General features: G+C 68.7%; 11 protein-coding genes. 8 read left to right on the top strand and 3 right to left on the bottom strand.

Annotated elements, in window-relative coordinates; all coding sequences use genetic code 11:
* Nucleotides 1–30 precede the first annotated feature (30 nt).
* The 5 genes from ACQY78_RS10050 to ACQY78_RS10030 all read left to right on the top strand — a co-directional run bounded on the left by ACQY78_RS10050 (nt 31) and on the right by ACQY78_RS10030 (nt 4081).
* Entirely contained in the window at nt 31–825 is a 795-nt protein-coding gene (locus ACQY78_RS10050) for an MlaA family lipoprotein (protein ID WP_428685173.1), read from the top strand.
* 81 nt (nt 826–906) lie between these two features.
* Nucleotides 907–1503, top strand: coding sequence for an MlaC/ttg2D family ABC transporter substrate-binding protein (locus tag ACQY78_RS10045; protein ID WP_428685171.1), 597 nt, complete (start codon nt 907–909; stop codon nt 1501–1503).
* Nucleotides 1504–1606: 103 nt separating this feature from the next.
* Nucleotides 1607–2416, top strand: a complete 810-nt coding sequence (gene cysE, locus ACQY78_RS10040) for a serine O-acetyltransferase (protein ID WP_428685169.1) — start codon at nt 1607–1609, stop codon at nt 2414–2416.
* Nucleotides 2417–2482: 66 nt separating this feature from the next.
* Complete coding sequence (locus ACQY78_RS10035; RefSeq protein WP_428685167.1) at nt 2483–3307, top strand: sugar phosphate isomerase/epimerase family protein; 825 nt, start codon at nt 2483–2485, stop codon at nt 3305–3307.
* Between the two features lie 246 nt (nt 3308–3553).
* Nucleotides 3554–4081 carry a hypothetical protein gene (locus ACQY78_RS10030; RefSeq protein ID WP_428685165.1) on the top strand — a complete coding sequence of 176 codons (528 nt, stop codon included), beginning with the start codon at nt 3554–3556 and terminating at the stop codon, nt 4079–4081.
* Here the strand turns inward: ACQY78_RS10030 and ACQY78_RS10025 are convergent.
* Nucleotides 4078–5178, bottom strand: coding sequence for an NAD(P)/FAD-dependent oxidoreductase (locus ACQY78_RS10025; RefSeq protein ID WP_428685163.1), 1101 nt, complete (start codon nt 5176–5178; stop codon nt 4078–4080). The two genes, ACQY78_RS10030 and ACQY78_RS10025, sit on opposite strands and share 4 nt — an antisense overlap.
* A 78-nt stretch (nt 5179–5256) precedes the next feature.
* Between ACQY78_RS10025 and ACQY78_RS10020 the strand changes: the two genes are divergently transcribed.
* Nucleotides 5257–7128 carry a nitrilase-related carbon-nitrogen hydrolase gene (locus ACQY78_RS10020; protein WP_428685161.1) on the top strand — a complete coding sequence of 624 codons (1872 nt, stop codon included), beginning with the start codon at nt 5257–5259 and terminating at the stop codon, nt 7126–7128.
* Between the two features lie 89 nt (nt 7129–7217).
* The gene (locus ACQY78_RS10015) at nt 7218–8870 is read left to right on the top strand and encodes a tetratricopeptide repeat protein (RefSeq protein WP_428685159.1); all 1653 of its coding nucleotides are present in this window, start codon (nt 7218–7220) and stop codon (nt 8868–8870) included.
* A 162-nt stretch (nt 8871–9032) separates the two neighbouring features.
* On the opposite strand, the gene ACQY78_RS10010 is transcribed toward ACQY78_RS10015, so the two are convergent.
* Together ACQY78_RS10010 and ettA are read right to left on the bottom strand one after the other, a co-directional pair.
* Nucleotides 9033–9488: a hypothetical protein gene (locus tag ACQY78_RS10010; protein ID WP_425064295.1), complete on the bottom strand. Its 456-nt coding sequence runs from the start codon at nt 9486–9488 to the stop codon at nt 9033–9035.
* A 29-nt stretch (nt 9489–9517) separates the two neighbouring features.
* Nucleotides 9518–11191: an energy-dependent translational throttle protein EttA gene (gene ettA, locus ACQY78_RS10005; RefSeq protein WP_428685157.1), complete on the bottom strand. Its 1674-nt coding sequence runs from the start codon at nt 11189–11191 to the stop codon at nt 9518–9520.
* Nucleotides 11192–11267: 76 nt separating this feature from the next.
* Here ettA and ACQY78_RS10000 point away from each other — a divergent pair, with 76 nt between their 5' ends.
* A complete protein-coding gene (locus ACQY78_RS10000) occupies nt 11268–14687 on the top strand; it encodes a NahK/ErcS family hybrid sensor histidine kinase/response regulator (protein WP_428685155.1) in 3420 nt (1139 codons plus the stop codon).
* Nucleotides 14688–14741: the final 54 nt, after the last annotated feature.

Here is a 14741-nt window from a genome sequence, read left to right as displayed (position 1 = left end):
GATGATCCGGGGTTGGCGTTGATGTTCGGTGTGACGAAAGCCATTGCAGCCAGCCTTCGCCGTTCGGTTGTCGCCGTCGCCCTTGCCGGGACGGTGCTTGGAGGCTGCGCCTCCGGCGATACCGGCACGGCCGAGGTGTGGGATCCGCTGGAAACCCCGAACCGCTTCATCTTCTCGATCAACCGCGTCGTCGACATCATTGCGCTGCGGCCGCTGGCGGTCATGTATCGCGACCTGCTGCCCGACCGGGCGCAGACCGGTGTCCGCAACGTGCTCGACAATCTCGGCGAGCCGGTCACGGCCATCAACGAGGTCTTCCAGGGCGCTCCGAATCGCGCCGCCACGACCATGGCGCGCTTTCTCGTGAATTCGACCATCGGCGTCGCCGGCATCTTCGACGTGGCATCGAGCTTCGGGCTCGAGCGCACCAAGGAGGATTTCGGCAAGACGATCGGCCTGTGGGCGGGTGTCGAGCCGGAGAATGGCGGATTCTATCTGATGCTTCCCGCCTATGGTCCGTCCAACGCGCGCGACGCCACCGGCCTGATGATGGACTATCTGGTCGATCCGTTCCGTATTCTCACCTACAACTTGGCGGTCGACTGGGATGTCTGGCAGATCGCCCGCTACGGCATGAACGCGGTCGACTACCGGTCGCGGACCATCTTCGCGCTCGACGATCTCGAGAAGAACAGCGTCGACTACTACGCGGCGCTGCGCTCGGCCTACACGCAGAACCGCGCCGACCAGATCCGTCAGAAGCGCGAGAAGACCAGCGCGGGCGCAGAGCTGGAGCGTCGCGACAACCTGGCACTGGTCCGCTAGGGCAACGCGCCCGGGCGAGGGTGCGTTGATCCGCCGTCCGCGCTAAAACGCTTCCCCCAAATTTCGTCATAGGAGTGCACGGTGTCGAAGCTCGCCTCTCGTCGTGTCGTGTTGCAGCTTGCCGCCACTGCCGCGATGTTCGCGGCCGTCCCCGTTGCCGGGCCGGCCTTTGCCGCCGATCCCGCACAGATCGTGCAGAGCACGGCGCAACAGGTCATCGAGATCGTGAAGACCAAGACCGGCGCCGCCCGGCAGGCCGCGATCCTGGCCGTTCTCCAGACCAACTTCGACATGCCGGCCATGGCGCGCTCGGCGCTCGGCACCCACTGGAACCAGGCGACCGAGAGCGAGCGCACGCGCTTCCTCAAGGCCGTCGCCACCGCCGAGGCCAAGGCCTACAGCGAGCGCTTCGGCCAGTACGGCGGCCAGACGCTGACCATCGGCAAGGTAACGCCGCGCGCCAATGGCGTGACGATGGTCGACAGCCGGCTGAACCAGACGACCGGGCAGCCCATCAAGCTCGAATGGGAAGTCCGCAACGACCGCATCGCCGACGTCAAGGTCGAGGGCGTCAGCATGGTCATGACTAGACGTTCGGATTTCAATTCCTACATCCAGAACAACGGCGGAAAGGTCGAGCCGCTGGTCAGGGAACTCGAAGCCCGGGCCGCCCAGTAGCTCGATTGCACCCATGAGGCGCCCGGCGTAGTCTTCCACCAGGGAGGCGTGCGAGCGCTCCGTGAGCGCCGCAGGGGGCGGAAGCGGAGCGGAGGAGAGCGCAATGGACAGCGCGATTGCCAAGAACCCGGCCGAGCTGCGTTCGGTCGACCCGGTCTGGGACCGGATCCGCGAGGCAGCTCATGCGGCTGCCGCCAGCGAGCCCGTGCTGGCCGGAACCCTCCATGCAACGATCCTGAGCCAGCCGCGCTTCGAGAATGCGCTGAGCTATCACCTGGCGCGCCTCGTGGGCACGACCGAGGTGCCCGCCGCGCTCATCCGCCAGACCTTCGACGAGGCCCTTGCGGCCGATCCCGGCATCGGCCTCGCCGCCCGCGCCGACATCGTGGCGGTCGCCGACCGCGACCCGGCCTGCACGTCCCATCTCGACCCGCTGCTCTGGTTCAAGGGCTATCACGCGCTGCAGACCTACCGGGCCTCGCACTGGCTGTGGATGCAGGGCAGGCGTACGCTCGCCCACTTCCTGCAGAGCCGGTCGAGTTCGCTGTTCGCCCTCGACATCCATCCCGGCGCGGTGATCGGCAAGAGTATCTTCATCGACCACGGCACCGGTGTCGTGATCGGTGAGACCGCCGTCGTCGAGGACGGCGTCTCCATGCTGCACGGCGTCACCCTGGGCGGCACCGGCAAGGAGCGCGGCGACCGCCATCCCAAGGTGCGCCGCGGCGTGCTGTTGGGCGCCGGCGCCAAGGTGCTGGGCAATATCGAGATCGGCGCCTGTGCCAAGATCGCGGCCGGCAGCGTGGTGCTCGATCCTGTCCCAGCCGGCTGCACGGCGGCCGGCGTCCCCGCCCGCATCATCGGCTGCGTCGACGTGCCGGAACCGGCGCTCGACATGGATCACCGTATCTAGAAACACCTTCGACGGGCCGCTTGAGCGTTTGTCGCCGCCGTCCATAATCGGGCGGGGGGATTCTTCATGCATCACAAGTTCCGCGGTCTCGCGCTGCATCTCTGGACGGTCGACACGACGCAGTTCGAGGAGGCGCTGGCTGCCGCCAAGGCCGGCGGTTTCGACGCGGTCGAATTGCGTCGCGTCGACTTCATGCGGGCGCGGGAGCGCGGCCTGTCGAACACCGAGGTGCTGGGCTGCGTCAAAAGCAATGGACTTCCCGTGAGCGCCGTCGGCTGCGAGTACGGCTGGACCTTTGCCGCCAGGCAAGATCGCGAGCGGCTGTTCGCGTCGCTGGAGGAGGCGTGCGAGCGGGCGGTCATGCTCGATTGCGTGACGGTGATGAGCGGCATCGGACCCGGCGCCGCGTCGCTGGAAGAAGGCGTTTACAACATTCGCCATGCCGGCGAGATCGTGGCGCGCCACGGGCTGCGGCTCGCGCTCGAATACCAGTTTCAGCATCCGATCGTGAGCCGCCTCGAGATCCTGCGCGAGTTGATCGCGAAGGCCGGACAGAAAAGCGTCGGCCTGTTGCTAGATGCCTATCACCTGCAGCGGGGCGGTCGTCCCGGACGCGGCTTCGAGGACGTGCCGGCTGCGGAAATCTTCTACGTGCAGTACAGCGACGTGCCCGACGCGCCGCCCAATGCCGTGCCGCCGGTCGACCGGCTGCCGCCGGGGCAGGGCGTGGTGCGCTGGAGCGAGCTGTTCCAGCTCCTCGGCGAGAAAGGCTATGAGGGCTGGGTGAGCTACGAGGCGCCAAATCCCGCGCAGTGGGAGAGGCCGGCCACCGACGTCGCATACGAGGGCGCGGCGGCGACGCGGCGCGCCCTGGAGATCGCTTTCGGCTGACGCGCCTGCGACCAGTGGCGGGATGGATGGCGCTGGCCGGACGCGCTACGTGTTCGCACGATGGCGCAGAAGAAGAAGACCCCGAGCAAGTCCCGGAAGAGCGCTTCTTCAGGCGCGAAACCGCCTTCTTCCGGCCCCAGGCCGCCCGCGTCCGGCACGAAGGCAAGGGCGCGCAAACCCGCGCCCCGGACGCCCGCGCCGAGGCCGCTGCCGCCCCCGACCACGACCCTGCAGCAGGAACTGCGCATGATGGCGCACAGCGGCGCGCAGTCGCTGCAGAGTCTCATCGTCTTTCTGGCGGTGATGGTGGTGATCGCGGGCATCGGGATCGGCGCATGGGCGATCCGTCCGGTACCGAGCTATGCCTCGGAGGAGCAGAAAGCCGGCTCGCCCTTCGACGCGACCTTCACGGCGGAGAATCCCAGTCCGTGGTTTGCGATGAAGGGCCTGAAGTTTGCCTGCGTTCTCGATTACGTGCGTGCCTCCGGGCGCGAACCGACCCTCATCGAGGCGACTGATGTGCGCTTCCCGGCGGGCTCGACCGGCGAGTTGAAGCCCGGCGAGTCCGCGACCTTCAAATGCCCGTTCCGTGCCCTGTTCGGCCTGCCGCCGCTCAACGAGGATTACGGCGTGGTGCAGCGCTCGCAGATCTATTTCCACGCCTCCTACGATTTGCCGTTCATCGGCGCGATTCGCCTGAGCCACAACAGCGTGCCGTTCCTCCTCAACACCAGGCTCCTGCCGCCCCGCTGGACGAGCCGGCCGGACGGTTAGCGCCGTCCCGCGAAAGCCTTGAGCCGGCGGGGATCGAAGTGCCTCAGCGGGACATGGCTCGTCGTGCCGTCGAGAATCAGCTCGGCCATCGCCTCGCCGGTCGCGGGGGCATTGAGCATGCCCCAGACGCTGTGACCGGTCGCGACCCAGGCGCCCTCGATGCCGGGCACGGCGCCGATCAGCGGCAGCCCATCCTCGGTGACGGGGCGGAAGCAGGCCTGGCGCGCGACAATGGGCGCGGCGGCGAGGGCAGGGGAGATGGCGCGGCACAGCGCCTCCAGCCGTTCGTGCGCGCCGGCGTCGCCTGTGATGTCGGCTGGATCGACCGGCAGCGAGGCGGTGCTCGAAACCGCGCAGGCCCAGACCGTGCCGTCGGCCCGCGCGAAGATTTCGGGTGTCAGCGCCTCGCCACTCGCCTCCTCGTATTCGAGGAACAGGGCTTCGGCCGGCACCGCATCGCCGGTGCGGAAGACGAGACTGTGGCCCTTGAAGCCGTAGACGGCGGGGAGCGGCAGCCAGCGCGAGGCGAGGATCGACCACGGCCCCATCGCAATCACCACGCCATCGGCTTCGACGGTCTCGCCACTCTCGAGCGTGACTCCGCCGATCGCGCCGGCCGCGCTCTTCATCAATCCCGTGACGATGCCGTGGCGCAGCTCGGCGCCGTTCGCCTCCGCGGCGCGCATCAACCCGGTGGTGAAGGCGCGCGGCTCGACGAGGGCCGTCGTCTGCGGCGAGCCGATCTGGCCCGTCAGCGTCACGTCGGAGGACAGCCACGGCCGCCCGGCCTCCCCGTGCGCGCGCCGGCCCTCGGCGGCGTGTCCGGCAAAGGTCGTGAGCCTTCTGTAGCCCCATGGATTGCCCAGCTCCTCGGCGAGGCTCGCATGCAGGGCAAAGCTGCGCCGCGCCAGCCGGTCTATGGCCGTCCCACGGCACCAGTCGAGTGCCAGGAAGCCGCCCGACTTGCCAGAGGCCGCGCCGCCGACCTCGTGGCGCTCGACCACAACCGGCCGGGCGCCGCGGCGGCTGAGGAAATAGGCGATGGCCGCGCCGATGGCGCCGCCGCCGCAGATGACGATCCGCTTCTCGCTGCTCATGTCCGATCAACCCACGGCGGCACTGGAGGCTGCGTCGCTGGTGCAATATGTTGCGAAGACTTTCAGGGGGAAACGTACATGAATTGGAAATCGTGGGGACTCGCCATCCTGGCGGGTATCGCCGGCTGGCTGTCGCTCGCGGCCGGAGCCTCGGCCCAGGCGCCGGTGGGGCAGAAGCCAATCAAGGTGGCGGCGATCGATTTCGTGCCGGCCTGGGGCGATCTCGACGGCAATGTCGCGCGGCTCGTCCAGGCGGCCGAGCAGGTGGCGCGGCAGGACGTCAATTACGCGGTATTCCCCGAGACCGCGGTCAGCGGCTATCTGTTCAGCGGCTCGAAGCAGCTCGCGCCCTTCCTCGATACCATTCCCGGCAAGACGACGGCCGCGCTTTTGCCCGTCCTCCAGCGCACCGGCATGTACATGAGCGTGGGCATTGCCGAGCGCGATGCCGCGACCGGCCTCGCCTACAACACCGCGGTGCTGCTGGGGCCCAACGGCATCATCGGCAAGTACCGCAAGAACGGGCTGAACCCGCAGGACCAGAAGGTGTTCGCGCCAGGCACGACCGGTGTCGAGGTGTTCGAGACACCGATCGGCCGCATCGCGCTGCTGATCTGCTACGACGACACCTACTGGCAATATGGTCGTCTGGCGGCACTGCGCGGCGCCCAGATCATCGCCTGGCATTCTGTGTCGGATCGCGTGATGCCGGGCACGCCGCCCGCCGAGGCGACCGGCAATCACTCGACCGTGTCCAACGTCCAGTACCTCAGCGCCCAGAACGGCGTGTGGGTCGTGGGTGCCACGCGCAGCGGCATCGAGACCAACCCGATCACGGGCGGCAAGCTCTACTACAATGGCGGTTCGAGCATCTGGTCGCCGAAGGGCGAGAAGCTGGTGCAGGCGCCGGTGGTGCCGCCCGAAACGCTGGCGCCCGGCCTCGCCGGCGTCTTTGCGACCACCATCGTCCCGGCGGAGGCCGATGCCGAGCGGACCGCCCAGCTCGCCCGCCGCCGTTCCGATCTCTACGTGCCGCTGCTGGCTCTGCATCGCAGCCCGACCGACGGCAACGCCACGACGTCGGTCCGCTCCGTCGCGCTGTCGGCCGCGCAATGGGCCGACGGACCGTCGCTGCTGTCGTCGGCGCGTCCCGAAGCGGGCGAGCTGCTGGTCCTGCCGGAACTCTCCGCGCTGCCGTCGGGCCTGTCCGCCGCCGACATCAAGGCCAAGGCCGAAGCGCGCGAGGGTGCCTTCGAGCAGGCTCTCTCGGCGGCGGCCAAGGCCGGCAGCGGCTTCGTGGCCGGCTCCTATCCCGAGCGCGAGGGCGACAAGGTCTATCATACGGTCGTGCTGGCCGGGCCCACGGGAACCGTGCTCGGCCGCTATCGCGCCACGCACCTGTCGGCCGCGACCGCGGCCTGGGCAAGCGCCGGTGACGAGCCGGTCGTGATCGACACGCCGCTCGGCCGCATCGGACTCGCCACCGGCGACGAGCTGCGCGTGCCGGAACTCGGCGGCCTCTACGGAGCCCTGCGCGCCGACATCCTGGCCGCGCCGGCGGGACGGCCGGAGCCGCTCAAGGTGCAGATCGATGCCAAGCTCTTCGCCGTCAACGATCCGCCGACCGGCCGCGCGGATTTCTTCCCCTATGCTTCGGCCAAGCAGAACCAGCTCTGGCTGGTGAGCGGCGGCCGCCGCGTCGGCAATGCGACGGCCGCCGGCATCTACGGGCCCGAACCGGTCGTCGATACGCCGACGCTGACGGCGGCGGCCGGCGAAAGCGTCGTTCGCTATCGCACGCGCGTGCCGGCACCGGGCACCTGGATCAACCAGCAGCAGCTCATCGCCGGCCAGCAATCGCTGCTGTTCGTGCCGCTGGTGATGAAGGACGACAGCGACTGCCTGAAGCAGTGGCGGACCCAGGGGACCGGCGCACCGCCCTGCCGCTGAGCGCTCCACCGCAGGGAGAACGGCCGGGCTTGCCGCCCGGCCGGTCCCGACGGCACCATGGCCCCGGATCGCAGCGGGGGACATGGACCATGGACGACTATTACGATCTCGGCGCCTACAAGCGCACCGTCACCACCTCGTCGCCGCAGACGCAGCTCTGGTTCGATCGCGGACTGAACTGGCTCTACGGCTTCAACCATGCCGAAGCGATCAAGTGCTTCGAGAAGGCGTTGGAGATCGATCCCGGCTGCGCCATGGCGTACTGGGGCATCTCCTACGCTGCCGGGCCGAACTACAATCTCCCCTGGCACCGCTACGATCCGGCCGGCAAGAAGCGCGCGCTCGAAGCCTCGTACGACGCCATGCAGCGCGCGCTCGCCGCCGCGCCCAATGCCTCGCCGGTCGAGCAGGCGCTGATCCGTGCGCTGCCGGCGCGCTACCCGCAGCGCGAGGCGATCGAGGACCAGACGACGTGGGACAAGGAATTCACCGTCGAGATGCGCAAGCTGTTCCGCGCCCATCCGCACGATCTCGACCTGCGCTCCGTGTTCGCCGAGGCGATCATGAACGAGACGCCGTGGCAGATGTGGGACCTCAAGACCGGCCAGCCGACGCCCGGCGCCGGCACGGAAGAGGCGGTCGAGGTGCTGGAAAGCGCCTTTCGCGACATCCCCGCGAGCTGGGACCATCCCGGCCTGCTGCACCTGTATGTCCATCTGATGGAGATGTCGCCGTTCCCGCAACGCGCGCTGCGCGCCGGCGACCGGCTGCGCGACCTCGTGCCGGACTCCGGCCACCTGGTGCACATGCCGACCCATATCGACGTGCTGTGCGGCAACTATCGCGACGTCGTCGTCTACAACCAGAAGGCCGTCGTCGTCGACCGCAAGTACCTGGCGCGCGAGGGCGCCCTCAACGTCTATTCGATGTACCGCAGCCACGACCATCACTTCATCGTCTACGGCGCCATGTTCCTCGGCCAGTACACGCCCGCCATCACCGCCGCGCAGGAGCTGATCGACACCACGCCGGAAGAGCTGCTGCGCATTCAATCGCCGCCGATGGCCGACTTCGTCGAGGGCTATCTTTCGATGAAGCAGCACGTGCTGGTGCGCTTCGGTAAGTGGCGCGAGATCATCGCGCAGGAGCTGCCGAAGGATCCCGACCTCTATTGCTCGACCACGGCGATGACGCTCTACGCCAAGGGCGTGGCGCATTCGGTGCTGGGCGAGATCGCAGAGGCCGAGCAGGCGCGCGCCGCCTTCCGCGCCGCCAAGGCGCGCGTGCCAGAGAGCCGGCGCCTGCACAACAACACGATAGTCGACCTGCTGGCCATCGCCGAGGAGATGCTGACCGGCGAGCTGGAATATCGCCGCGGCAACTTCGACCTCGCCTTCGCCCATCTGCGCCGCGCCGTCGAACTCGACGATTCGCTGCCCTATGACGAGCCCTGGGGCTGGATGCAGCCGACCCGTCATGCGCTGGGCGCGCTGCTGCTCGAGCGGGGCCACCTCGCCGAGGCGGAAGCCGTCTATCGCGCCGACCTCGGCTTCGACGGCAAAACCAACCGCGCCTGCTGGCATCCGGAAAACGTCTGGAGCCTGCACGGCCTTCACGAATGCCTGACGCGGCGCGGTGAAACCGTCGAGGCGCCGCTGATCAAGGCGCGGCTGGATCTGGCGTCTGCGCGGACCGAGTTTCCGGTGAGGGCGTCGTGCCTGTGCCGACGCGAAGCCGCCTAGCAGGCTGTTGGAATAGGCTTTTCAGAAGTGTCGGCGCGCAACATTGTTGCGCCGACGGTCGCTCAGACCTGGGATTCCAGGGGTGCGACATTCGTTTCATTTATTTCGGTTATTTCGTTTGTTTCGTTTATTCGCCAGGACCCCGCTGTTTTCGACGGCCTGTCACCGCTTCGCCGGCGGCAGCACCCGCTGGATCATCGCGAACAGGAAGGCCGTCGTCAGGCCGAACAGCAGCATGCCGTTCACCGCTTCCAGCCCGCCCAGCATCTTCCACTGGTGGGCGAGGTGGATGGTGGTGTCGCCGTAGGTGGTGAGCGCGCCCAGCGAGTAGAGCATGGCGGAGCGGTTGTCGGGGATGGCGCCGAGGTAGCGGAAGGCCAGCGCCCAGATGCCGCCTTCGAGGATGTGCAGGGTCGTCACCAGGGTCACCGCCAGCGCCATCACCAGCGAGAAGGTGAGGGTAACGTGGCGGCCACGGTCCCGCATCGTGTCGAGCACCTTGTCGACCCGGGCGGTGAAGACCGCCAGGCAGAGGATGTGGATGACGCAGGTCAGCGCGATCAGCGGCACGCCCCACGCCCAGTCGTGTCCCCACTGGACTTCGTTGAGCGGGTTCATGCCGTGCCGCCGTTCCTGCGCCCGCCGGCCTAGCGGACCAGTGGCTTGTACTTGATGCGGTGCGGCTGGTCGGCGTCTGTGCCGAGGCGGCGGTGCCGGTCGAGTTCGTAGTCCTGATAGTTGCCCTCGAACCACTCGACATGGCTGTCGCCCTCGAAGGCCAGCATGTGGGTGGCGGTGCGGTCGAGGAACCAGCGATCATGCGAGATCACGACGGCGCAGCCGGCGAACTCGACCAGCGCCTCTTCGAGCGCGCGCAGTGTGTCGACGTCGAGGTCGTTGGTCGGCTCGTCGAGCAGCAGCACGTTGGCGCCGCTCTTCAGCATCTTGGCGAGGTTCACGCGGTTGCGTTCGCCGCCCGAGAGCTGGCCGACCTTCTTCTGCTGGTCGGCGCCCTTGAAGTTGAACGAGCCGCAATAGGCGCGGCTGGACACTTCCTTGGTGCCGAGCTTGATGATGTCGAGGCCGCCCGAAAGCTCCTCCCACACGCTCTTGTTGGGATCGAGCGTCTCGCGGCTCTGGTCGACATAACCCAGCTTCACCGTCGGGCCGACCGAGAAGGTGCCGGTGTCGGGCTTGTCGAGGCCGGTGATCATCTTGAACAGCGTGGTCTTGCCGGCGCCATTGGGGCCGATGACGCCGACGATGCCGCCCGGCGGCAGGTTGAAGGTGAGGTTGTCGATCAGCAGCCGGTCGCCGAAGCCCTTGGAAATGCCCTCGGCGCGGATGACATGGTCGCCCAGGCGCGGGCCGGCCGGGATGACAATCTGCGCCCGGTCGAGCGTCTGCTGGCTGTCCTCGTCCACCATCTGCTCGTAGGCGGCAATACGCGCCTTGCTCTTGGAGCGGCGGGCCGACGGGCTGGTGCCCATCCATTCGAGCTCGCGCTGCATGGTGCGGCGGCGGGCGTCGGCGGTCTTCTCTTCCAGCTCGAGGCGCTTGTCCTTCTGCTTCAGCCAGGACGAGTAGTTGCCTTCCCACGGGATGCCGGCGCCGCGGTCAAGTTCGAGGATCCAGCCGGCGACATTGTCGAGGAAGTAGCGATCATGGGTGACGGCCACGACGGTGCCCGGGAACTCCGCGAGATGGCGTTCCAGCCAGGCCACCGACTCGGCGTCGAGATGGTTGGTCGGCTCGTCGAGCAGCAGCATGTCGGGCTTGGAGAGCAGCAGGCGGCACAGCGCCACGCGGCGCTTCTCACCGCCCGAGAGCTTCTCGACGTTGGCGTCGGACGGCGGGCAGCGTAGCGCGTCCATGGCGATCTCGACGGTGCGGCCGAGGTCCCAGCCGTTGCCGGCGTCGATCTTCTCCTGCAACTCGCCCTGCTCGGCGATCAGCTTGTCCATGTCGGCGTCGGGGTCGGAGAAGGCGTTGGAGACCTCCTCGAAGCGCGCCAGCATCTTGGCCATCTCGCCGGCGCCATCCATGACGTTGCCCAGCACATCCTTGGCGGGGTCGAGGCCCGGCTCCTGCTCCAGCAGGCCGACCTTCACACCCTCGGCTGCCCAGGCCTCGCCGGTGAAGCTGTCGTCGCGCCCGGCCATGATCTTGAGCAGGGTGGACTTGCCCGAGCCATTGAGGCCGAGCACGCCGATCTTGGCGCCGGGCAGGAACGACAGCCAGATGTCCTTCAGGACCTGCTTGCCGCCGGGAAAGGTCTTGTTCAGACCCTTCATCACGTAGATGTACTGGTAGGATGCCATGCTGATTCCTTGATGTGCGGAGCTTGTAGCGGCCCCGCCCAGACGGTTCAATGACGCCGGGGAGAAACGCGCACGCATGCTGGTGGAACCGGCTGTCCTGGCCCTGTCGCTGGCCTATCTGGGGCTGCTCTTCGCCGTGGCGTATTTCGGCGACCGCTATGCGCGTGACTGGTCGCGGAATTCGGTGGCGCCGGTCGTCTACGGCCTGTCGCTGGCCATCTACTGCACCTCCTGGACCTTCTACGGCGCGGTCGGGCGGGCGGCGACCTCGGGCATCGACTTCGTCCTGATCTATACCGGCCCGGTCCTGGTCGTGACCCTGGGCTACCCGATCCTGCGAAAGATGGTGCGGCTGGCCAAGCAGCACAACGTCACCTCGATCGCCGACTTCCTGGCCTCGCGCTACGGCAAGAGCCGCGCCGTCGGCGTCACCGCCACCCTGTTCGCGACTGTCGGCGTGCTGCCCTACATCGCGCTGCAGCTCCAGGCCGTGTCCTCCTCGTTTCGCACCATTGCAGCACCCTCGCCGTGGGTCGGCGGGGCGCCGGGCGTGGTGCATGCCGACACCTCGCTGATCGTGGCGGCGCTGATGGCGCTGTTCACTATCCTGTTCGGGGTGCGCAACGTGCAGGCCTCCGAGCAGCATCGCGGCATGATGCTGGCCATCGCCTTCGAATCGGTGGTGAAGCTGCTGGCGCTGCTGGCGGTCGGACCGTTCGTCGTGTGGTTCCTGTTCGACGGGCCGGCCGACATGGTGGGGCGCCTGGCCGAGGCGCCAGCTGTGGCCGAGCGGCTGACGCGCGAGGCCTCGCCGCTCACCTGGGTGGTGATGTCGCTGCTCTCGGGCATGGCCTTCCTCTGCCTGCCGCGCCAGTTCCACGTGGCTGTCGTCGAGCACGATCATCCCGCCAGCCTGCGCACGGCGCGTTGGCTGTTCCCGGCCTATCTCGTGCTGATCAACCTTTTCGTCATCCCGATCGCGGCGGCCGGCCTGCTGCTGCTCGGGCCGAACGTCAGCCCCGACCTCTACGTGCTGCAGCTGCCGCTGGTCGGCGGCGAGAGCTGGCTGTCGGCCTTCGTCTTCATCGGCGGTCTCTCAGCCGCGACCTCGATGGTGATCGTGGCCTGCATGGCGCTGTCGGGCATGATCGGCAACGAGCTGCTGATGCCCTACCTGCTGAGGCGCCAGGCCGGCGTCGTGCGCGACATGGGCCCGCTGGTGGTGCTGGTGCGCCGCGCCGCCGTGGTGCTGATCCTGATGGCGGGCTACGCCTACGAGCGCATCATCTCGGGCTACCTGCCGCTCGCCTCGATCGGCCTCATCTCCTTCTGCGCCGTCGCCAACTTTGCGCCCGGCCTCGTGCTCGGCCTCTACTGGCAGCGCGCGCACCGGTTCGGCGTCGTGGCGGGCCTGACAGGCGGCTTCGTCGTCTGGCTCTACGCGCTCCTGCTGCCGACACTCCATCAGGGGGCAGGGGACGGGCCGGTGGCGCCATTCATGCCGTACCTGCCGGACTCCCTGGCCAGCCTCGATCCGGTGCTGCAGGGCTTCCTGGCCTGCCTCGCGGTCAACACGGCGCTGCTGGTCAGCGTTTCCCTGCTGGTGCGGCCGGTCGGCCGCGACCGCGAGCAGGCGGATGCCTTCGTGCTAGGCGCCGAGCCAGCGCCGCCGTCGCGGCGTACGCCGGCCGACGCCGCCCGCATCGAAGAGCTGCGCCAACTGCTGGCGCGTTTCGTCGGCGTGGAGCGCGCGGCGCGACTCCTGTCGGGCGAGCTGTCGATGGAGACGGCGCTCGCGCGCACCGAGCGCATGCTGTCGGGCACGCTGGGCGCCGCCTCGGCGCGCGTCATCGTGGCGGCCTCGGTCCGGCGCGGGCGGCTGCTGACGCGCAGCGCGCGCGCCATCATCGACGAGGCGTCCGAGGCGATCCGCTACAATTACGAGATCCTGCGCAACACGCTCGACCATGTCGGCATGGGCATCGCGGCCTTCGATCGCGAGGGGCGACTGGAGATCTTCAACGACCGCTTCACCGCGCTGCTGGCGCTCGACGACGATGCGGTGGCGGTCGGCGCCGCGCCGCGCGAGTTCGGGGCCACCCCGGATGTCGTGGCCCTGCTGCGTCGGCCCGAGTCGCCGCAGACGCACGAGATCGCCATCCGCGACGGCCGCGTGATCGAGCTGCGCCTCGACCCGCTGCCCGAGGACGGGTTCGTCGCCACCTGCAACGACGTGACGGCCCGCGTGCGCACCGCCGAGGCGCTGCGCGACAGCGACGGCCAGCTGCGCCGCGCCGCCGAGACGCTGGAGCAGCGCGTGGCCGAGCGCACCGCCGAGCTCGAAGCCAGCCGCGCCGAGGCCGAGGCGGCCAATCTCGGCAAGACGCGCTTCATCGCGGCGGCCAGCCACGACCTGCTGCAGCCGCTGCACGCCGCGCGGCTGTTCACGGCGGCGATGATCGACCGCGATCCGCGCAACGATCTCGGCGGCAAGATCGATGCGAGCCTGGGCGCCGTCGAATCGCTGCTCGACGCGCTGCTCGACATCTCCAAGCTCGATGCCGGCGCCTTCAAGCCCGAGAAGCGGGCGTTCGCGCTGCAGCCGCTGTTCGAGTCGTTGGCCACCGCCTTCGCGCCGACGGCCGCGCGCCACGGCGTCGAGCTGGCGATCGTGCCGACGCGCGCCTTCGTCGACACCGATCCGGCCTTCCTGCGCCGCATCCTGCAGAACCTTCTTTCGAACGCCCTGCGCTACGGCCGGAGCGAGGGAAGGCCGGCGCGGGTCCTGCTGGGCTGCCGCCGCGTGGGCGACTCGTTGCGCATCGAGGTGCGCGACAACGGGCCGGGCATTGCGCCCGACAAGCAGGCCGTGATCTTCGACGAGTTCGTGCGGCTGCAGCCCGAGGACGAGGGGCCGCGCGAGGAGCGGGGGCTGGGCCTCGGCCTCGCCATCGTCGACCGCATCGCGCGCATGCTCGATCTTCCCGTGGGCCTCGCCTCGGCGCCGGGCCGCGGCTCGACATTCTCGGTCACCGTGCCGAGGGTGGCGGCGGTGGCGGCCGCGCCCAGTGCGGCGCCGGCGCCGCAACCCCTGCCGTCGATCGAGGCCGAGAGCTTCGTGCTCTGCCTCGACAACGAGGCGAGGGTGCGCGAGGCGATGGCGGTGCTGCTCGGAGGCTGGGGCTGCAAGGTCGCGACCGCGGCGTCGCCGTCCGAAGCGCTCGACGCGGTGGCGCGGGCAGGGCGCCTGCCCGACCTCGTGCTGGCCGATCTTCATTTGGACGAAGGCGCCGACGGGCTCGACGCCGTGGTCGCGTTGCGCGAGGCCTGGGGCCGCGCCGTTCCGGCGGCCCTGGTGACCGCCGATCGCGACCCGACCTTGCGTCTGCGGGCGCGGGCGCAGCAGGTCGAGCTGCTGCACAAGCCGGTGAAGCCCGCCTCTCTGCGCGCGCTGCTCCGGTTGAGGAGTTCGGCTGCCGGGCGGCTGACGGCGTAGCCTCGCCCACAAGTTTCTTGTCATCCTGAGCGCAGCGAAGGATCTCGCGTCCGC

It is taken from the genome of Reyranella sp. (assembly GCF_965279625.1).
In the GTDB taxonomy this organism is placed as follows: domain Bacteria; phylum Pseudomonadota; class Alphaproteobacteria; order Reyranellales; family Reyranellaceae; genus Reyranella.
Note: the sequence above shows the minus strand (reverse complement) of the source record. Positions and strands in the feature narration are given on the sequence as shown.

Excerpts from the sequence above, each read along its gene's own strand:
- ACQY78_RS10030 (WP_428685165.1), top strand. The coding sequence starts at position 3,554 with ATGATGGCGCACAGCGGCGCGCAGTCGCTGCAGAGTCTCATCGTCTTT.
- ACQY78_RS10010 (WP_425064295.1), bottom strand. The coding sequence starts at position 9,488 with ATGAACCCGCTCAACGAAGTCCAGTGGGGACACGACTGGGCGTGGGGC.
- ettA (WP_428685157.1), bottom strand. The coding sequence starts at position 11,191 with ATGGCATCCTACCAGTACATCTACGTGATGAAGGGTCTGAACAAGACC.
- ACQY78_RS10035 (WP_428685167.1), top strand. The coding sequence starts at position 2,483 with ATGCATCACAAGTTCCGCGGTCTCGCGCTGCATCTCTGGACGGTCGAC.
- ACQY78_RS10000 (WP_428685155.1), top strand. The coding sequence starts at position 11,268 with ATGCTGGTGGAACCGGCTGTCCTGGCCCTGTCGCTGGCCTATCTGGGG.
- cysE (WP_428685169.1), top strand. The coding sequence starts at position 1,607 with ATGGACAGCGCGATTGCCAAGAACCCGGCCGAGCTGCGTTCGGTCGAC.
- ACQY78_RS10015 (WP_428685159.1), top strand. The coding sequence starts at position 7,218 with ATGGACGACTATTACGATCTCGGCGCCTACAAGCGCACCGTCACCACC.
- ACQY78_RS10025 (WP_428685163.1), bottom strand. The coding sequence starts at position 5,178 with ATGAGCAGCGAGAAGCGGATCGTCATCTGCGGCGGCGGCGCCATCGGC.
- ACQY78_RS10020 (WP_428685161.1), top strand. The coding sequence starts at position 5,257 with ATGAATTGGAAATCGTGGGGACTCGCCATCCTGGCGGGTATCGCCGGC.